The sequence below is a fragment of the Microbacterium sp. SCN 71-21 genome (assembly GCF_001725695.1).
Taxonomy (GTDB): domain Bacteria; phylum Actinomycetota; class Actinomycetes; order Actinomycetales; family Microbacteriaceae; genus Microbacterium; species Microbacterium ginsengisoli.
In genome coordinates, this window is sequence record NZ_MEGA01000038.1 from 1 (window position 1) to 18,284 (window position 18,284).

The window sequence follows — 18,284 nt, forward strand, 5'->3', positions numbered from 1 at the left end:
CGCCGACCTGCCTCTGACGGTGTTGATCGACGGCCGCAGCGGCGCCGGGAAGTCGACTCTCGCGCGTCTGCTGGCCGCGGCGTGGCCTCATGCCGGCGGTGCCGCCGTGGTCGCGCTCGACGACATCTACCCGGGCTGGGAGGGGCTGCGCGCCGGTGCGGAGGCCGTGGCATCCCAACTTCTCGAGCCTCGCGCGACGGGAGGGATCGGCCGCTGGCAGCGGTGGGACTGGCAGACGGCGCGGGCTGCCGAGTGGCATGAGGTGGCGTCGGACACCTCGGTGATCATCGAAGGATGCGGCGTGCTCACCCCTCGCTCCGCGCCAACGGCCGCCGTGCGGGTGTGGCTCGACGCGCCCCTTGAGGTTCGCCGCGAACGCGCCCTCGCTCGTGACGGCGAGGCGTACGCACCGCACTGGGACACCTGGGCGGCCCAGGATGAGGATCACGTGCGACGTGACGACCCGAGCCGGTGGGCGACCCACAGGTTCACTGTCGTCTAGGGACGTGGGTCAGATCTCGTCGAGAGCCTTCACGAGTCCGTCGAGTCGGAATCCGACCCAGTCGTAGATGCCGAATCGAGGATCCCGGTCGTCGTGTGAGTCCTCGTCCGTGACCCCGAGTCGTGTCGCGAGCACGAGGCGGATCGCCGCCAGGGTGCGCAGCCACGCCGCGGCCTGATCGGGATCGAGAGTGATCAGCTCCTCCTCGATCTGACGCTCGACCGGCTCATCCATCGCCTCCTCGAGCCCGAGCTCGTCGAGCGCATCGGTGACGACGGCCGCGTCGGTGGAGCGACGACGCAGCAACTCGTCCTGCGTCGCGTCGCGGAAGTCGCTCGCCGCGCGGGCGTCGTCGGGATAGGCGTCCGGGGTGAGCCGGGCCACAGCGGGGTCATCGTCATCGCGCACCTCGACCAGCTCGGCGAACTGCGTCACCAGCGTCTGCAGGTGGGCTGCTTCGATGCGGGTCAGCTGAAGCACGATCAGGCGAGGAGTCGTCATTCGGGGCTCTTCCGGATCGTGGCCCACAGGCCGTAGTCATGCATGGCTTGCGCGTGCAGTTCCATCAGTTCTCGTGGCCCTTCAGACACGATCGCCTGACCCTCGTGGTGCACGGCGAGCATGAGCCGTTCGGCAACCGGCGGGGGATAGCCGAAGTAGGTGCGGAAGACGTGCACGACGTAGCTCATCAGGTTGACGGGGTCGTTCCATACGACCGTCTGCCAGGGGCGTTCGCTACGGGTCGCGCCGGCGATGTCAAGGTCGCGGTCGAGTTCGGTCGCCGTGCCCGTCATGCCCACCCCAGCTCGTGCAGGCGCTCGTCGTCGATGCCGTAGAAATGGGCGATCTCGTGCACGAGGGTCGTGTGCACCTCGTCGCGGAGCTCGTCGACGGAGTCGCAGACGGCGAGATGCGCTTCGCGGTAGACGATGATGCGGTCGGGAAGCTCACCCATGCCGTAGCGGTCGCGTTCGGTCAGCGCCCACCCGTCATAAAGGCCGAGCAGGTCGAGCGAGCCGTCGGCGGCGCGGTCCTCCACGACGAACACCACGTTGTCGAGACCGTCGATCATCTCGTCGGGAAGTCGGTCGAGCTCATCGGTCACGAGCGCCTCGAACGCGTCGACATCGAGGTCGATCATCGATCAGCTCCCGTCGCGGGAGAACGTGGGGTGGCTAACGGGACTTGAACCCGCGACCCCCTGGACCACAACCAGGTGCTCTACCGACTGAGCTATAGCCACCATGGCCCCGAGATCTCGGGACAACCTCAAGATTCTCTCACACCCCGGACGCGAACGACGACACCGCCGCCTGCGCGGCAGCGCGCGCATCGTCGGAGGAGGGGCCGGGCGCCGGCACGAACACCGCCGAGCGGTAGTACGCCAGTTCGCGGATCGACTCGCGGATGTCGGCGAGAGCGCGGTGGCCGCCGTCCTTCGACGGAGCGTTGAAGTAGGCGCGGGGATACCAGCGGCGGGAGAGTTCCTTGATGCTCGACACGTCGACATTGCGGTAGTGCAGCCATCGGTCGAGGCGGGGCATGTAGCGAGCCAGGAACATGCGATCGGTGCCGATCGTGTTGCCGGCGAGCGGGGCCTTCCCCTCCTGCGGCACGAAGCGCTGGATGTACTCGAGCGCCTGGAACTCGGCCTCGGCGACGGTGATCCCCTCGGGGATCTCGTCGAGCAGACCCGAGGTGCGGTGCATCCCGGTGACGAAATCGTTCATGTGCGCCAGAGCGGATGCATCGGGCTTGATCACGACCTGGAAGCCCTCGTCGAGCGGGGTGAGCTCGAAGTCGGTCACGATCACAGCGATCTCGACGAGCTGATCGACCTCCAGATCGAGCCCCGTCATCTCGCAATCGATCCAGACGAGCCGGTCGCCTTCCGTTCCTGCCATGGCACCGATCCTAGTGCGGGGTGGCGACGCTCGCCCCGGCGACAGGGTGGCGGGGCGAGTGCTCCCGTAGTCTTGATCTGCCCCCGTAGCTCAATGGATAGAGCATCGGCCTTCTAATCCGACGGTTGCAGGTTCGAGTCCTGTCGGGGGCACGTCTGCGCTGTCGAGTCCTCCTCGATGGGTGACTGCGCAGTGGATGCCTCGGCGCCGCCGTCGTGGCGCACTCGCGCGAAGCGCGCCATGCTCAGGTGCACGAGCGGCCCGATCGCGAGGGCGAAGATGACGGTGCCGATGCCGACCGTGCCGCCGAGCAGCCAGCCGATCGCGAGCACGGTGAGCTCGACGATCGCGCGGCACACCCAGATCGGCCACCTGAGCCGCGTGTTCATTCCTGTCATCAGGCCGTCTCGCGGCCCGGGCCCGAATCCCGCGCCGATGTAGATGCCCGTCGCGAGCGCGACCAGCAGCGTTCCACCGATGAGCAGCGCGAACTGCACCACGATGCCCTCGACCGGAGGCACGATCGCGAGCGTGGCCTGCATGACGGTGCCGAGCAGGAGGATGTTCGCGACCGTGCCCATGCCGGGCCGCTGCCGCAGCGGGATCCAGAGCAGCAGCACGAGCAGACCCACGATGTTCGTGATCCAGCCGACACCGATGCCCGTGTGCAGGGAGAGGCCCTGCGCGAAGGCTGTCCACGGATCGACTCCCAGACCGGCGCGGATCGCGAGAGCGTCTCCCGCACCGTAGAGGGCCAATCCGACGATGAGGGCGAGGATGCGGCGGGTCATTCCTCCATCTCAGCGCACAGGTGGACTTTGTGCACCAGTCCAATATGAGTAACGTGGCCGCATGGACTCGCGAATTTCGGCTCGTGGCCTCGTCGCCGCTCTCGGTGTCTGGCGCACCAGCGAACCCGCGTACGAGGCTCTCGCCGATGCCGTCCGGCTGCTCTGCCTCGACGGTCGTCTCGCCTCTCGCACCCAGTTGCCCGCAGAGCGCGAACTCGCAGCGGCGCTCGCTCTGAGCCGCACCACGGTCGCGGCGGCCTACCGGAGTCTGCGCGACTCGGGCCACATCCGCAGCCAACGGGGATCGGGCAGCGTGACGGAGCCGCTCGGCGGCGGCGAGGGAATGCGTCGCACCATCGCGCCAGACGATTTCGCCCTCGATCTGCAGCAGGCGAGTCCGCCGGCGTGGCCGGGACTGCCCGGGGTGATCGCAGAAGCCGCGACCGACGCCGCATCACTGGTGGCGCGGCCCGGCTACGACGTGGTGGGGCGAGCGGATCTGCGTGCCGCGATCGCCGCGAACTACAGCGCCCGCGGCCTGCCGACCGTGGCCGAGCAGATCATCGTGACGACGGGCGCGCAGAGCGCGATCGCGCTCCTCGCGACCGTTCTGGTCACGCGCGGCGACCGTGTCGTGTTCGAGACGCCGACCTATCCGCATGCGGCGGAGGCGTTCCGCCGTGCAGGCGGTCGGCTCGTCGGCATCCCGGTGTCGACGGGCGGCGGATGGGACCTCGACAGAGCTGGACAGGCCTTCGCCCGCACCGTGCCCGTGGCCGCATACCTGATGCCCGACTTCCAGAACCCGACCGGCCGATCGATGACGATCGTCGAGCGCGACGAGATCGCTCGCGCGGCGGTGCGGGCGGGCACCACCGTGGTCGTGGACGACACGACTGCAGACCTCTCTGTGGAGCCCTTCGACCGTGCACCGCTGTTCGGTCTCGACGTTCCCGGCCTCGACATCGTTCGCGTCGGGTCGCTCGGCAAGACCGTCTGGGGAGGGTTGCGCATCGGTTGGATCCGCGCGGAGACCTCGCTCATCCGCCGACTCATCGCCGCGCGATTCGCCGCCGAGCTCGGCACCCCCGACCTCGACCAGGCGATCGCCGCCCGGGTGATGGATCGGTACGACGAGGTGGTCGCCCAGCGGGCCCACGTGCTGCGTGCGGGTCGCGACACGGTCGTCGACGGCGTCGGGTCTCTGCTGCCGGAGTGGTCGGTACCCGATGTGAAGGGCGGAGTGGCGCTCTGGATCGACCTCGGTGCACCGCTGAGCGGCAACGTGGTGCTGGCGGCCCGTGCGCGCGGGATGCTTCTCTCGCCCGGCCCGCGATTCTCGGTGGACGGCGGACACGACACATATCTGCGCGTGCCGTTCACCGCCACCGCCGACGTGCTCGAGCGCGCGGTGGGAGTGCTGGCGCAGTGCTGGCGCGACGTACGCGCGATGTCGCCGGTGATGGGCATGGACCGACTCGATGCGGTGATCTGACCTCTCAACCGGCACGAGCGACATCCATTGCCACGGCACGGTCGCGGAAGCGGCCCATCTCGACGAACCCAGCGCCGGCCCGATAGCGCAGGGTCACCCAGAGGTCGTCGTGCCCGTCACGCACGCGGCGCACGTGCCCCGCAATCGTGCCGTCGGCACGCAGCACGCGCCAGAGGTCTGCCGCGGCGCGCGCGATGCCGTCATCCTGTCGTGGTGTCGTCGTCATGATGCCTCCGTGGTTCGAACATAGCTTCGACCACGGACATCGGCGCCGGGAACAGGGGAGACGAGGGTGCTGTTGTATGCGATGGCACCCTCGGGTGCGAGAGAGTGGAGAGATGATGCAGACATTCGTGTTGGCCGGCGGTTGCTTCTGGTGCCTCGACGCGGCATATCGCTCGCTGCGGGGCGTGAGCTCGGTCGTCTCCGGTTACACCGGCGGGCGGCGGCCCCATCCGACGTATGAGCAGGTGTGCACGGGAGCCACGGGACACGCCGAGGCTGTGGCCGTCACGTTCGAACCCGATGTGGTGCCCGCCGACGTGATCCTGGATGCGTTCTTCACGATGCACGACCCTCGTCAGCTCAATCGGCAGGGCAATGACATCGGCACGCAGTATCGCAGCGCGATGTTCCCCGCCGACGACGCGCAGCGCGAGCTGTTCGAAGCGGCTCGTGATCGGGCGTCGGAGTGGTGGGACGGCGGGATCGTCACGACGATCGAGCCGCTCGGGGAGTTCTACCCCGCGGAGGACTACCACCAGGACTTCTTCGCGAAGAACCCGACGCAGGGCTACTGCCTGGCGGTCGCCGTTCCGAAGGTGAACAAGGTACGCGCGCGCTTCGCGGAGTACGTCGAGGCCTGAACGCGGCTTCCTCCCCAGCGCACACAACGGGCGCGGTTCCCCCTGGCCTCGGGGTCAGGCGGATGCCGCGCCCGTCCCCGTATGAGGCTGGTCCCGGTCGCGACGTCCGGCGGGCACCCGGGCGTCGCGACCGGTGCGGGGACGGTCTCCGCACCGGGAAGGAGCACCTCATGTCTGAGCACATCACCGTCATCGGAAACGTGGCCGGCATCCCCGAACGCCGTACGGTCGCCGATGGCCTCACTGTCACCACGCTGAGGGTGGCGGCAACCGATCGGCGCTACGACCGACAGCGGCAGGCGTGGATCGACGGCGACACGAACTGGTACACGGTGTCGGCGTTCCGCGCGCTGGGAGATCATGCCCACGGGTCGCTGCAGAAGGGTGACCGCGTCATCGTCCACGGACGGCTGCGCCTGCGGGAATGGGACAATGGCACGCGAAAGGGCGTGTCACCGGAGATCGAAGCCGATGCGATCGGCCACGACCTGCGCTGGGGTACGACCAGTTTCGTGCGCGACCATGTCGCCGCGGTCGTCGAGGGCGCGCCGGATGACTCCGAGTCCTCCTGGGCCCTGCCGGGCGACGAGAGCGCCGGGGCTCCGAGCCGAGAGCCTGTCGGCGACAACGTCGCGACGCCGTTCTGAGTTCGGCCCCGGTTAGACTCCCGCTGTGACCCGGTTCCGCTCCTCCGTGCAACTGATCGCCGCCGGTTGCGCGGCGGGGGCGCTCGCTCTTCTCGCGGGGTGCACCTCCACACCGGCTCCATCTCCGACTCCGTCCGTCGCGGTGTCGTCGGCTACGCCGACGTCCACCCCGACGGCATCGGGACCAGTGGCGTTCGTCCCGGGAGGCACGGCTCAGCAGAACCTGCCGATCTTCGCCCAGACGGTGGCGAGCGTATGGAGCGGTCCGGATCAGGTTCACGGCAGGGCTTACATCGACGCGTTGGTCGCCGACGGCTTCTCGAAGGCCGACATGCAGGTCACGAACGATGAGACCACGATCGGACGCGCAGTCGAGAGCCTTCAGTTCTCCGTTCGTCTCGGCGACGAATGTCTGATCGGACAGGTGGGCCCGACCATCGCGAGTCCGGTGACAGAGGTCGCCCCGGGCCTCGTTTCCGGCGGCTGCCTGATCGGACAGACCCGTCCGATCAACTGGTAGCCCGTCAGCACCGTCCGACGCGGCGACTCTCGCCCCCGTAGACTGGGGCGGCTATGGCTGAATACATCTACCAGATGGTCCGCGCCCGCAAGGCCGTCGGCGAGAAGCTCATCCTCGACGACGTCACGATGGCGTTCCTCCCCGGCGCGAAGATCGGCATGGTCGGTCCCAACGGTGCCGGCAAGTCGACGATCCTCAAGATCATGGCCGGTCTCGACCACCCCTCGAACGGCGACGCGAAGCTCAGCCCCGGGTTCACCGTCGGCATCCTCATGCAGGAGCCCGAGCTCGACGAGAGCAAGACGGTGCTCGAGAACATCCAGGACGGCATCGCCATCAAGGCGAAGCTCGACCGCTTCAACGAGATCTCCGGCCTCATGGCAGACCCCGACGCCGACTTCGACGCTCTGCTCGCCGAGATGGGCGTCCTGCAGGAGGAGATCGACGCGGCCGACGCGTGGGACCTCGACTCGCAGCTCGAGCAGGCGATGGATGCATTGCGCACCCCGCCCGGAGATGCGGCGATCGCTCCTCTCTCGGGCGGTGAGAAGCGACGCGTCGCGCTGACGAAGCTGCTACTGCAGAAGCCCGACCTGCTCCTGCTCGATGAGCCCACCAACCACCTCGACGCCGAGAGCGTGCTCTGGCTCGAGCAGCACCTGCAGAAGTACCCCGGTGCGGTGATCGCGATCACCCACGACCGGTACTTCCTCGACAACGTCGCAGAGTGGATCGCCGAAGTCGACCGCGGCCGGCTCATCGGCTACGAGGGCAACTACTCGACCTACCTCGAGAAGAAGGCCGAACGACTCGACGTGCAGGGCAAGAAGGATGCCAAGCTCGCGAAGCGCCTGGCCGAAGAGCTCGACTGGGTCCGTTCGAACGCGAAGGGCCGCCAGGCGAAGTCGAAGGCCCGTCTCGCGCGCTATGAGGAGATGGCCGCGGAGGCCGAGCGCACCCGCAAGCTCGACTTCGAGGAGATCCAGATCCCGCCGGGGCCGCGCCTCGGCAGTGTCGTGATCGAGGCGAAGAAGCTCCAGAAGGGCTTCGACGGCCGGTCGCTCATCGACGGACTGAGCTTCAGTCTCCCGCCGAACGGCATCGTCGGCGTCATCGGCCCGAACGGCGTCGGAAAGACGACGCTGTTCAAGACGATCGTCGGTCTCGAGCCGCTCGACGGCGGCGACCTCAAGATCGGCGAGACGGTCAAGATCAGCTACGTCGACCAGTCCCGTGCGGGCATCGACCCGGAGAAGACGCTCTGGGAGGTCGTCTCCGACGGACTCGACATCATCACCGTCGGCAAGACCGAGATCCCGTCGCGCGCCTACGTCTCGAAGTTCGGTTTCAAGGGGCCCGACCAGCAGAAGAAGTCCGGCGTGCTCTCCGGTGGTGAGCGCAACCGCCTGAACCTCGCGCTCACCCTCAAGCAGGGCGGCAACCTGCTGCTGCTCGACGAGCCGACGAACGACCTCGACGTCGAGACGCTGCAGTCGCTCGAGAACGCACTGCTCGAGTTCCCGGGATGCGCCGTCGTGATCACCCACGACCGGTGGTTCCTCGACCGCATCGCGACGCACATCCTCGCCTACGAGGGCACCGATGAGGACCCCGACCGGTGGTACTGGTTCGAGGGCAACTTCGAGGCCTACGAGCAGAACAAGATCGAGCGGCTCGGCGCCGATGCGGCCAACCCCCACCGCTCCACCTACCGCAAGCTGACGCGTGACTGACGAGCCGTCCGGGGCCGCGCATCGGCGCGTCCACATCCCCATCCATCTGCGATGGGGAGACCTCGACGCGTACAACCACGTCAACAACACGGCGATGCTCAAGCTCCTCGAGGAGGCGCGCGTGCGTGCCTTCTGGCTGCCCGGAGACGGGGAAGATGCCCCACCCACCGCGGTGCTGCCGGCATCCGTCGAGGACGGCGGACCGATGACGCTCATCGCGCGGCAGGAGATCGAGTACCTGCTGCCCGTGCCCTATCAGCGCAACCCGCTCGATGTGCAGCTCTGGTTCGGCACGGTCGGCGGATCGAGCGTCGAGGTCTGCTACGAGGTGTTCAGCCCCGCGACGGGCGGCGAGCAGAAGCTGTACGCGAAGTCATCCGCGGTGATCGTGCTCGTCGACCCGGTGAGCGGGCGACCCGTGCGCCTGCCCGAGACCCTTCGTGCCGCGTGGGAGCCGTACGCGGGCCCTTCGATCAGCTACGCGCACCGTCGCTGACGGGAAGTCGCACCATGACCTCCTGCGCCGTCGAGGCGAGCAGGTCGCCGTCGCGGGTGTAGATGCGGCCGGTCGCCAGCCCCCGCCCGCCGCGGGCGTTCGGCGACTCCTGCGCGTAGAGCACCCAATCGTCGACGCGTCCGTCACGATGCCACCACATGGCGTGGTCGAGACTCGCGACCTTCATCCCCGGCGTCGCCCACGCGATGCCGTGCGCACGCAGGATCGACTCCTGGATGCTCAGGTCGCTGAGATACGCGAGCGCCGCCCGGTGCAGCAGCGGATCGTCGCCGATCGGCCGCCGCAGTCGCGCCCACACCGCCTGGTGCGGCACGTGCGCACCGTCGACCCGCATGTAGACGGGCCCCTCGACGTAGCGCAGTTCGATGGGACGATCGGTCAGACGCAGCCCGCTGAACGACGTCACGCGCGTGAGCGCTGTCTCCTGGTCACCGAGCTCCTCGGGGGACGGCACGTCCCCGTCGAAGGATGCCGCGTGGTCGAGCCCGTCATCCGGCACCTGGAACGACGCGATCATCGACAGGATCGGGGCGCCGCCCTGGTACGCCTGGGTGCGGCGGGTCGAGAACGACCGGCCGTCGTGGATGCGGTCGACGGAGAGCGTGATGTCTTGCGACGCGTCTCCGGGCCGTAGGAAGTAGCCGTGCATCGAGTGGATGACCCGGTCGTCCCCGACCGTGCGGGAGGCGGCGAGCATCGACTGCGCGAGCACCTGCCCGCCGAAGATGCGACCACTCGGCATGAAGTGCGACGACGCCGTGAAGATGTCCTCTGTCGTGCGCGCGCCCGTGTCGGTGAGGTCGAATACCCCCAGCAGCCCCGCCACCGGGTCCTCACGCCACCGTGCGATCGCTTCGCTCTCGGACATGCCGCTCCTCCCGAGGCCTCCGCGGGCCGCTTGGTAGTTTAGAGCGGATGTCTCCCCGCCTCGTCTTCCCGGACGCCCATGCCGCGGCGGACGCCCTCACCTTCGCGCGTCGCGCGGCGACCCTCGACACCGACGCGGCCGTGCGTCTGCAGGCTGCCGGGGGACGCCTCGTGATGTCGACGGCGGTGCTGGCACCGCGCACCCTGCTCGACGCGGCCCCGACGGTGCTGGCCCTGCGCATCCTCCCGGTGGACGCCGAGTTGGAGTGTGACCTGGTGGTCGAGGCGACCGGGCTCGCCGCGGCATCCGTCGACACCGAGGTCTCACTGCCCGCGTCCGCCGTGCGCGCCGCGTGGGCGGGCATCGCGCCGCCCCAGGGCGGGTGGGAGCGGGTCGCATCCGTGTCTGCGTCAACGGTCGCGCGCATCGCCCAGGGCGGGATGACCGCCGTCGCCGAGGCGCTGCCCCAGAACCCGGGGGAGGACGTCGTACGCTCGACCCGCGCGACGATCTGGTCGGTCGGCGACGCCGAACTCGACGGGATGCCGCGGGGCGTCGCGTTCGCGGCTTTCGCCCTCGGTTTCATCGGGGGCGACGAACAGGCGGTGGTGTTCGAGGCGGACGGCTGGCGCCGGGTGAGCCTGACGCGCGGGCACGTGCTGCTGCGGGTTCCGCGGCGGCCGTCGATGACCGCCGTGCGCCGCACCGGTAGCTGACGGCTCGTCACACCGCGCGGGATGCCGCCCGCCCCGCGGCACGACCCGAGAAGAGGCATCCACCCACGAACGTGCCCTCGAGCGCACGGTACCCGTGCACACCGCCGCCGCCGAACCCCGCAGCTTCACCCGCGGCGTAGAGGCCCGGGATCGGCGTCCCGTCCGCGCCCAGGGCGCGCGAGTCGAGATCGGTCTCGATGCCACCGAGGGACTTGCGGGTGAGCACGTGCAGCTTCACGGCGATGAGCGGACCCGACCGGGGATCGAGGATCGGGTGCGGCGTGGCGGTGCGGATGAGCCGGTCGCCGCGGAACGACCGCGCAGAGCGCAGCATCGCGACCTGCGCGTCCTTCGTGAACGGGTTCGCCAGCTCGCGGTCGCGCGCGATGACCTCTGCGCGTGCGGCCTCGGCATCCAGCGCGTCGCCGCCGGGCAGGGCCCGCATGCCGGCCAGCAGGTCGTCGAGGGTGTCGCGCACCACGAAGTCGGCGCCGTGGTCGAGGAAGGCCTGCACGGGTGCGGCGGCGCCCTTGCCGAGACGCGACCGCACGAGCAGCCCGATGTCCTTGCCCGTCAGATCGGGGTTCTGCTCGCTCCCCGAGAGCGTGAATTCCTTCTCGATGATCTTCTGGGAGAGCACGAACCAGGAGTGATCGTGGCCGGTCGTGCGCAGGTGAGCGAGCGTGCCGAGCGTGTCGAAGCCCGGGAAGAGCGGCGTGGGGAGCCGGTGACCGGTCGCGTCGAGCCAGATCGACGAGGGACCGGGCAGGATGCGGATGCCGTGGCCCGGCCAGATCGGGTTCCAGTTCTGGATGCCCTCCACGTAGTGCCACATGCGGTCGCGGTTGATGAGGCGCGCCCCCGCGGCTCCGGCCGTGTCGATCATCCGTCCGTCGACGTAGGCGGGCACGCCCGTCACCATCGTCGACGGCGGCGTACCGAGCCGGTCGGGCCACATGCGACGCACCGCGTCGTGATTGCCGCCGATGCCGCCGGACGACACGATCGTCGCCGTCGCCCGCACCTCGAACGCGCCCGCGACCTCGCGGGTCGAGGCGACGCCGCGCGCGGCATCCGAATCGGTGAGGATGTCACCCCGCGCTCCGACCACCGCACCCGACTCGGTGATCAGCTCGGCGACGCGGTGGCGGGGAAGGATCGTCACCAGGCCGTCCGCCTCGGCGGCGAGCACCGCGCGCTCGAACGGGGCGACGATGCCGGGTCCCGTGCCCCACGTGATGTGGAAGCGGGGCACGGAATTGCCCGGGCCGAGCGCCGTGTAGCCGCCCCGCTCCGCCCAGCCGACCACGGGGAAGATGCGCACGCCGAGATCGTGCAGCCACGCGCGCTTCTCGCCCGCGGCGAAGTCGAGGTAGGCCTCCGCCCATCGTCGAGGCCACGCGTCGTCGTCGCGGTCGAAGCCTGCCGTCGCGAACCAGTCCTGGCGGGCGAGCTCGAGGCTGTCGCGGATGCCCAGCCGTCGCTGTTCGGGCGAGTCGACGAGGAACAGGCCCCCGAACGACCACCACGCCTGTCCGCCGAGGTTCGTGCGCGGCTCCTGGTCGACGATCACGACCCGCTTGCCGCGTCGCACCGCTTCGGCGGTCGCGACGAGTCCCGCGAGCCCCCATCCGATCACGAGGACATCGGTAGAGGGGGTCACGGGTGCGGTCATCACGACTCCTTCGTCGGTGCTCCGGGGGTGGGCTCGAACGTGTTCACCATCGCGAACGCGGCCCGTTGGAGATAGTCCCACAGTGTGGCCTCGAGCAGGGGCGGCAGGTCGAGATCGTCGACGCCGTCGCGCATGTGGGCCAGCCACCGATCGCGGGCGTCCGCGTTCACGTGGAACGGCATGTGCCGCATCCGCAGGCGGGGGTGCCCGCGCTGCTCGCTGTAGGTCGAGGGTCCGCCCCAATACTGCTCGAGGAACAGCAGCAGACGCTCCTTGGCGGGCTCCAGATCCTCCTCGGGGTACATCGGCCGCAGCACGTCGTCTTCGGCGACGCCGCGGTAGAACGTGTCGACGAGCTGGGCGAACGCGGGGCGTCCGCCCATCTGCTCGTACAGGGACGGGGCGTCGGGGGAGGGCTCGCTCATGGTGTCTCGTCCTTCTCGCCCGTGCTCTCGTCCTTCGGAGCGGGGCGCGTGCGCGGCTTCTTCTCGACGGGGCGCCGCGTTGCAGCATCCGTCGGGGACGGCTTCGTGATCGGACCCTTCGGCTCCGGTGCCTCATCGGATGCCTCGGCGGCCGTGCGCTTCGCTTTCCAGACCGGTCGCTCGACCACCGGATTCGGCCGGGTACGGGGCGGGTTGGCGCCGCGTACGCGACCGGCGCCTTCGAGCCCCGACAGCATGATCGAGTTCAGCTGCGGGAGTCTGATGCCCATCTCGTCGACCGCGCGCTTGAGGCGCATCCGCAGCTCGCGCGCGACGTCGTCTTTCGCGTTCGACCGCGTCTTCATGACGAGCCGGATGACGAGTGCGTCGCCGGTGATCGACTCGAGACCCCAGATCTCCGGCTGCTCGATAATGCGGGTGCGCCATTTCGGGTCTTTCGCGAGCGCGCGGGCCGCCTCGAGCATGTGCTTCTCGACCTCCGCGACGTCGGCGTCGACAGGGACGGCCAGGTCGATGATCACGCGAGACCAGCCCTGCGACATGTTGCCGATGCGCGTGATCTCGCCGTTGCGCACGTACCAGAGCGTGCCGTTCACGTCACGCACGTGGGTGATGCGCACGCTCACGTACTCGACGACTCCGGTCGCCAGCCCGAGGTCGACGACGTCGCCGATGCCCACCTGATCCTCGGCGACCAGGAAGATGCCGTTGAGCACATCCTTGACGATGTTCTGCGCGCCGAAACCGAGGCCCGCACCGAGTGCCGCGGTCAGCAGGGTGAGCGACCCGAGGGCCGTCGGCGCGAGGATGTTGACGATCAACAGCGCCGCGATGATCACGACCGTGACGTTCACGATGTTCGACAGGATCGACCCGAGCGTGCGCGTGCGCTGCACAAGCCTCACGGCCGCGAGCGGCGACCGGTCGAGCGCCTGTGTGTCGTCGACGTGCGCCTTCTCCTTCGCGCCGTTGACGATGCGCGTGACGATGCGGCGAATCAGCCGTCGCAGCACCCACACCACCACGATCGAGACGACCACGACGATGACGACGGCGAGCAGGTTCCAGCCCGCGGCGATCAGCCAGGTCACGATGGCGGTGCCCAGCCCCGCCCAGTCGATGCCGCCCTCAGCGGCCGGAGTGTCGGCGAGATTCCACATCAGGTCCAGCCTAACGACGGATGCCCCGGCCGCACCTGGGTGGGCCGGGGCATCCGTCTGTCAGATCACTCCGCGTCGCGTTCCTGCACGCGCAGCGCCCGCTCGACACCCGCGAGGTTCTCGTTCACGAGGCGGCGCAGCGCCGCGGGCGCGTCGGCGTTCGCCGTGAGCCAGGCCTGCGTCGCGTCGCGCAGCGCGGCGTTCGCGAGCGGCGCCGGGTAGAGGCCCGCGATGAGGTACTCGGCGATCTTGTAGGTGCGCGAGCCCCAGATCGGCAGCAGGTTCTCGAAGTAGGGCGCGACGAACGCGTCGAGCAGGTCGCGACCCGCCGGGTGCACGAAGCCGAGCGCGGCGGAGCGCACGATCGTGTTCGGAAGGTCGGCCTTGCCGACGAGCGAGTCCCACGCGAGCTGCTTCGACGCCGCGTCGGGCAGTGCCGCCTTGGCCTGTGCGGCGAGCTCGGCACCCTTTGCGGTGTTGTCCGCGGCGAGTGCGTCGTCGATGTCGGCCGCGGTGACCAGCCCACCCGCGGCGAGCGAGACGAGGAGGGCCCACGAGAGGTCCGCATCGATCTCGAGGCCGTCGAGCGCGATCACGCCGTCGCGCAGCGCCCGCACGGTCTCGTGCTGGGTGCGGGTGGCCGCGGCGGAGGCGAACGCGGTGGTGAACTGCAGCTGGCTGTCGCTGCCGGCGGCAGCGCCCTGCGCGAGCTCCCACAGCGTGTCGGCGACCCGCACGCGGGTGGCCTCACGGGTCGCGGGGGCGACGTACGCGGTCGCCGCGAGCAGCAGCTGCGCCAGCGTCGTGCGGATCGTGGTCGACTCCGTCTCGGTGCCGATGTTGCCGAGCACGAGGTCGACGTAGTCGGATGCCGCGGCCTCCGCGTCGCGCGTCTGGTCCCAGGCCGCGCCCCACACGAGGGAGCGGGCGAGCGGGTCGCTGATGTCGGCGAGGTGGGCGATCGCGGTCTTCAGCGAGCGCTCGTCGAGGCGGATCTTCGCGTAGGCGAGGTCCTCGTCGTTGAGCAGCACGAGGTCGGGGCGCGCGAGACCGGCGAGCTCCGGCACCTCGGTGAGATCGCCGTCCACGTCGAGCTCGACGTGGTGCACGCGCACGAGGGCGCCGCCCTGGTGCTGGTAGAAGCCCACACCCAGACGGTGGGGGCGGATGGTCGGGTAGTCGGCGGGGGCGGTCTGCGCGATCGCGAAGCGGGTGATCACTCCCGACTCGTCCTCCTCGATGACGGGACTGAGGGTGTTCACGCCCGCGGTCTCCAGCCACTTCTTCGACCATTCGGTCAGCTCGCGGCCGCTGGTGGCCTCGAGCTCGACCAGCAGGTCGCGCAGCTCCGTGTTCGACCACTGGTGCTTCCGGAAGTACGCGCCGACGCCCGCGAAGAACGCATCGATACCGACCCAGGCGGCGAGCTGCTTGAGCACCGAGCCGCCCTTGGCGTACGTGATCCCGTCGAAGTTGACCTGCACGTCCTCGAGGTCGGTGATCTCGGCGAACACGGGGTGGGTCGAGGGCAGCTGGTCCTGACGGTAGGCCCAGGTCTTCTCCATGGCGTTGAACGTGGTCCAGGCCTCGGTCCACTCGGTGGCCTCGGCGGTCGCGATCGTCGAGGCCCACTCGGCGAACGACTCGTTCAGCCAGAGGTCGTTCCACCACTTCATCGTCACGAGGTCGCCGAACCACATGTGGGCGAGCTCGTGCAGGATCGTGACGACGCGACGCTCCTTGATGGCATCGGTCACCTTGGAGCGGAAGACGTAGGTCTCGGTGAACGTCACCGCGCCCGCGTTCTCCATCGCGCCCGCGTTGAACTCCGGCACGAACAGCTGGTCGTACTTCGCGAACGGGTAGGGGACGCCGAACTTCTCCTCGTAGTACGCGAAGCCCTGACGGGTCTTCTCGAAGACGTAGTCGGCGTCGAGGAATCCCCACAGGCTCTTACGGGCGTACACGCCGAGCGGGATGACGCGGCCGGAGGCGCTCGTCAGCTCGGAGAACGTCGACTCGTACGGTCCCGCGATGAGCGCCGTGATGTAGGAGGAGATGCGCGGGGTCGGCTCGAACGTCCAGGTGGCGGCGTCGCCGTCGACGACCGGCTCGGGGGTGGGGGAGTTCGAGATGACCTTCCACGCCGCCGGCGCGGTGACGGTGAACTGGAACGTCGCCTTGAGGTCGGGCTGCTCGAACGCCGCGAACACGCGGCGCGAGTCGGGCACCTCGAACTGGGAGTACAGGTACACCTCGCCGTCGACGGGGTCGACGAAGCGATGCAGTCCCTCGCCGGTGTTGGTGTAGAGCGCGTCGGCATCGACGACGAGGGTGTTCTCGGCCTCGAGCCCGTCGAGCTGGATGCGCGAGTCAGCGAACACGGCCGCGGCGTCGAGCGCGCGTCCGTTGAGGGTGACCGAGTGCACCGTGCGGGCGATGAGGTCGATGAAGGTGGATGCCCCGGCCGTGGCCGTGAACGTGACGGTCGTCGTCGAGCGGAACACCTCCGGCCCGGTGGTCAGGTCGAGCACGACCGCGTAGGCGGTGGTGTCGACGATTGCGCGGCGCTCCTGCGCTTCGATGCGGGTGAGGTTCTCTCCAGGCACGTCGGTTCTCCCGTGGGTCGAGGGGGACGTCGCTCCTGACGCGGGTGGCGCCGGCGACAACCCCTCCACCCTACGCCGCGGCACTGACGCGGACCGAGCGATGACCGGGATGGCGGTGCGAGGATGGACGCGTGAGCATCACCTCCGACGAGACATCCGTGCCCTTCGCCTCCGCCGCCGCCGGCGGCGGCGCCGCCCACATCGAGGAGCCGGTGGCCTATGACGGGATCCTGCTCGCGGGATTCGGCGGGCCCGAGGGCCAGGACGACGTCATTCCGTTCCTGCGCAACGTCACGCGCGGACGCGGCATCCCCGACGAGAGGCTGGAAGAGGTCGCTCATCACTACCGGCACTTCGATGGCATCAGTCCGATCAATGCGCAGAACCGCGCGTTGAAGGCGGCGCTCGAGGCGGAGCTCGCCGCGCGCGGCATCCGCCTGCCGGTCTACTGGGGCAACCGCAACTGGACGCCGTATCTCGATGACGCTGTCACCGCTGCCGCCGAGGCCGGCCACACGACGCTCATCGCGGTGGCGACGAGCGCATACAGCTCGTTCTCGAGCTGCCGTCAGTACCGCGAGGACTTCGCGCGCGTGCTCACCGAGACCGGCCTCGCGGGCACTGTGACGATCGACAAGGTGCGCCAGTTCTTCGACCACCCCGGCTTCGTCGCACCGTTCGTCGATGGGGTGCGGGAGGCGATCGCGGGCTTCCTCGCCGACGGGGTTGCCCCCGAGAAGATCCGGGTGCTCTTCTCGACCCACTCCGTGCCGACCGCGGATGCCGAGCGTTCGGGTCCGCGCGACGTCGACTTCGGCGAGGGTGGCGCGTACGCGGCGCAGCATCGCGCGGTGGCCGAGGTCGTCATGGCAGATGTCGCGCACGCGATCCCGTCGGCACAGGCCGTCAGGTGGGAGCTCGTCTTCCAGTCGCGTTCCGGACCGCCCACCCAGCCGTGGCTCGAGCCCGACGTGTGCGATGTGATCGAGTCGCTGCCCGCGCAGGGAGTGGAGGCCGTCGCGATCGTGCCGCTCGGCTTCGTGAGCGATCACATGGAGGTCAAGTGGGACCTCGACACCGAGGCTCTGGATGCCGCGGCCGAGGCGGGCCTGCGTGCGGTCCGCACCCGCACGCCCGGTGTCGATCCGGCCTATGTCGCGGGTCTCGTCGACCTGGTGGTCGAGCGCCTCGAGGGCACCGTGGCCGCCGACCGGCCGCACCGCACCGATCTCGGTCCGTGGTTCGACGTGTGCCGCCCCGCGTGCTGTGAGAACGTCCGCGCCGGATTCAAGCCCGCCGCCGCGGGCATCGCTCCCTAGGATCGTCCTCATGCGCATCCACATCGCGACCGACCACGCCGGCCTCGACTTCTCCGTCCAGCTTCAGCAGCACCTCCGCGACTCCGGTCACGACGTCGTCGACCACGGGCCGATCAGCTACGACCCCGTCGACGACTACCCGGCGTTCTGCATCCGTGCGGCGCAGGCGGTCGTGCGCGATCAGGCGGCGGGCGTCGACACGCTCGGCATCGTGTTCGGCGGGTCCGGCAACGGCGAGCAGATCGCCGCGAACAAGGTGGACGGCATCCGTGCCGCCCTCGTGTGGAACACCGCGACGGCCGAGCTGGCGCGCGAGCACAACGATGCGAACGTGATCTCGATCGGTGCACGTCAGCACACCTACGACGAGGTCGTCTCGCTCATCGACACGTTCATCGCGACGCCGTTCTCGGGCGAGGAGCGCCACGTGCGCCGCATCGCGCAGATCGCCGACTTCGAGCGCGACGGGTCGCTGCTGCCCGATCCCCGCGCGGGCCAGGGCGTCGCCGACGTCGT

21 protein-coding genes and 2 tRNA genes are annotated in these 18,284 nt (G+C 69.3%); 11 read left to right on the top strand and 12 right to left on the bottom strand.

Annotated features, from left to right (window positions below; genetic code table 11):
* A partial coding sequence (locus tag ABT08_RS07450; protein ID WP_353743282.1) for a nucleoside/nucleotide kinase family protein occupies window positions 1–502 on the top strand: 502 nt, incomplete at its 5' end.
* Between the two features lie 9 nt (window positions 503–511).
* Here the strand turns inward: ABT08_RS07450 and ABT08_RS07455 are convergent.
* The 5 genes from ABT08_RS07455 to orn form a co-directional block, all read right to left on the bottom strand.
* Window positions 512–1,003: a DUF2017 family protein gene (locus ABT08_RS07455; protein ID WP_056208593.1), complete on the bottom strand. Its 492-nt coding sequence runs from the start codon at window positions 1,001–1,003 to the stop codon at window positions 512–514.
* Window positions 1,000–1,296, bottom strand: coding sequence for an ATP-dependent Clp protease adapter ClpS (gene clpS, locus ABT08_RS07460; protein ID WP_045248552.1), 297 nt, complete (start codon window positions 1,294–1,296; stop codon window positions 1,000–1,002). The genes ABT08_RS07455 and clpS overlap by 4 nt, the downstream gene beginning before the upstream one ends.
* Window positions 1,293–1,643, bottom strand: a complete 351-nt coding sequence (locus ABT08_RS07465; RefSeq protein ID WP_045248401.1) for a metallopeptidase family protein — start codon at window positions 1,641–1,643, stop codon at window positions 1,293–1,295. Before ABT08_RS07465 ends, clpS begins: the two co-directional genes overlap by 4 nt.
* Before the next feature lie 26 nt (window positions 1,644–1,669).
* A tRNA-His gene (locus ABT08_RS07470) sits at window positions 1,670–1,745 on the bottom strand.
* A 37-nt stretch (window positions 1,746–1,782) separates the two neighbouring features.
* On the bottom strand, window positions 1,783–2,406 hold the full coding sequence (gene orn, locus ABT08_RS07475; protein ID WP_056208596.1) for an oligoribonuclease: 624 nt from the start codon (window positions 2,404–2,406) through the stop codon (window positions 1,783–1,785).
* 79 nt (window positions 2,407–2,485) lie between these two features.
* On the opposite strand from orn, the gene ABT08_RS07480 reads away from it, so the two are divergent.
* Window positions 2,486–2,558: transfer RNA gene (locus ABT08_RS07480), tRNA-Arg, on the top strand.
* Here ABT08_RS07480 and yczE read toward each other — a convergent pair.
* Window positions 2,520–3,197, bottom strand: a complete 678-nt coding sequence (gene yczE, locus ABT08_RS13230; protein WP_288114471.1) for a membrane protein YczE — start codon at window positions 3,195–3,197, stop codon at window positions 2,520–2,522. The two genes, ABT08_RS07480 and yczE, sit on opposite strands and share 39 nt — an antisense overlap.
* A gap of 61 nt (window positions 3,198–3,258) precedes the next feature.
* Between yczE and yczR the strand changes: the two genes are divergently transcribed.
* Window positions 3,259–4,692 (top strand): MocR-like transcription factor YczR, encoded by a 1,434-nt coding sequence (yczR, locus tag ABT08_RS07490; RefSeq protein WP_056518602.1) that lies wholly within the window; start codon window positions 3,259–3,261, stop codon window positions 4,690–4,692.
* A 4-nt stretch (window positions 4,693–4,696) separates the two neighbouring features.
* On the opposite strand, the gene ABT08_RS07495 is transcribed toward yczR, so the two are convergent.
* Complete coding sequence (locus ABT08_RS07495; RefSeq protein ID WP_056208599.1) at window positions 4,697–4,918, bottom strand: hypothetical protein; 222 nt, start codon at window positions 4,916–4,918, stop codon at window positions 4,697–4,699.
* Window positions 4,919–5,033: 115 nt separating this feature from the next.
* Between ABT08_RS07495 and msrA the strand changes: the two genes are divergently transcribed.
* From msrA to ABT08_RS07520, 5 genes are all read left to right on the top strand, one after another.
* Window positions 5,034–5,558 carry a peptide-methionine (S)-S-oxide reductase MsrA gene (gene msrA / locus ABT08_RS07500; RefSeq protein WP_056518624.1) on the top strand — a complete coding sequence of 175 codons (525 nt, stop codon included), beginning with the start codon at window positions 5,034–5,036 and terminating at the stop codon, window positions 5,556–5,558.
* Between the two features lie 170 nt (window positions 5,559–5,728).
* Window positions 5,729–6,205, top strand: a complete 477-nt coding sequence (gene ssb, locus ABT08_RS07505) for a single-stranded DNA-binding protein (protein ID WP_056208607.1) — start codon at window positions 5,729–5,731, stop codon at window positions 6,203–6,205.
* 25 nt (window positions 6,206–6,230) lie between these two features.
* Window positions 6,231–6,725: a DUF6993 domain-containing protein gene (locus tag ABT08_RS07510; RefSeq protein ID WP_200930897.1), complete on the top strand. Its 495-nt coding sequence runs from the start codon at window positions 6,231–6,233 to the stop codon at window positions 6,723–6,725.
* A gap of 53 nt (window positions 6,726–6,778) precedes the next feature.
* Window positions 6,779–8,458, top strand: coding sequence for an energy-dependent translational throttle protein EttA (ettA, locus tag ABT08_RS07515; RefSeq protein WP_056518600.1), 1,680 nt, complete (start codon window positions 6,779–6,781; stop codon window positions 8,456–8,458).
* Window positions 8,451–8,954 (top strand): acyl-CoA thioesterase, encoded by a 504-nt coding sequence (locus tag ABT08_RS07520; protein WP_056208612.1) that lies wholly within the window; start codon window positions 8,451–8,453, stop codon window positions 8,952–8,954. Before ettA ends, ABT08_RS07520 begins: the two co-directional genes overlap by 8 nt.
* Here ABT08_RS07520 and ABT08_RS07525 read toward each other — a convergent pair.
* On the bottom strand, window positions 8,932–9,843 hold the full coding sequence (locus ABT08_RS07525; RefSeq protein WP_288114453.1) for an acyl-CoA thioesterase: 912 nt from the start codon (window positions 9,841–9,843) through the stop codon (window positions 8,932–8,934). The two genes, ABT08_RS07520 and ABT08_RS07525, sit on opposite strands and share 23 nt — an antisense overlap.
* Before the next feature lie 47 nt (window positions 9,844–9,890).
* Between ABT08_RS07525 and ABT08_RS07530 the strand changes: the two genes are divergently transcribed.
* On the top strand, window positions 9,891–10,559 hold the full coding sequence (locus tag ABT08_RS07530) for a DUF8185 domain-containing protein (protein ID WP_045248392.1): 669 nt from the start codon (window positions 9,891–9,893) through the stop codon (window positions 10,557–10,559).
* 7 nt (window positions 10,560–10,566) lie between these two features.
* On the opposite strand, the gene ABT08_RS07535 is transcribed toward ABT08_RS07530, so the two are convergent.
* The 4 genes from ABT08_RS07535 to pepN form a co-directional block, all read right to left on the bottom strand.
* Window positions 10,567–12,234: an FAD-binding dehydrogenase gene (locus tag ABT08_RS07535; RefSeq protein ID WP_056208620.1), complete on the bottom strand. Its 1,668-nt coding sequence runs from the start codon at window positions 12,232–12,234 to the stop codon at window positions 10,567–10,569.
* A complete protein-coding gene (locus ABT08_RS07540; protein WP_288114456.1) occupies window positions 12,234–12,659 on the bottom strand; it encodes a globin in 426 nt (141 codons plus the stop codon). The genes ABT08_RS07535 and ABT08_RS07540 overlap by 1 nt, the downstream gene beginning before the upstream one ends.
* Window positions 12,656–13,840, bottom strand: a complete 1,185-nt coding sequence (locus ABT08_RS07545; RefSeq protein WP_082483173.1) for a mechanosensitive ion channel family protein — start codon at window positions 13,838–13,840, stop codon at window positions 12,656–12,658. Before ABT08_RS07545 ends, ABT08_RS07540 begins: the two co-directional genes overlap by 4 nt.
* A gap of 65 nt (window positions 13,841–13,905) precedes the next feature.
* Entirely contained in the window at window positions 13,906–16,449 is a 2,544-nt protein-coding gene (gene pepN / locus ABT08_RS07550; protein ID WP_056208627.1) for an aminopeptidase N, read from the bottom strand.
* Window positions 16,450–16,586: 137 nt separating this feature from the next.
* Here pepN and ABT08_RS07555 point away from each other — a divergent pair, with 137 nt between their 5' ends.
* On the top strand, window positions 16,587–17,768 hold the full coding sequence (locus ABT08_RS07555; RefSeq protein ID WP_502685876.1) for a ferrochelatase: 1,182 nt from the start codon (window positions 16,587–16,589) through the stop codon (window positions 17,766–17,768).
* A 10-nt stretch (window positions 17,769–17,778) separates the two neighbouring features.
* The coding region (locus ABT08_RS07560; RefSeq protein WP_288114458.1) for a ribose-5-phosphate isomerase at window positions 17,779–18,284 on the top strand (506 nt) is incomplete at its 3' end.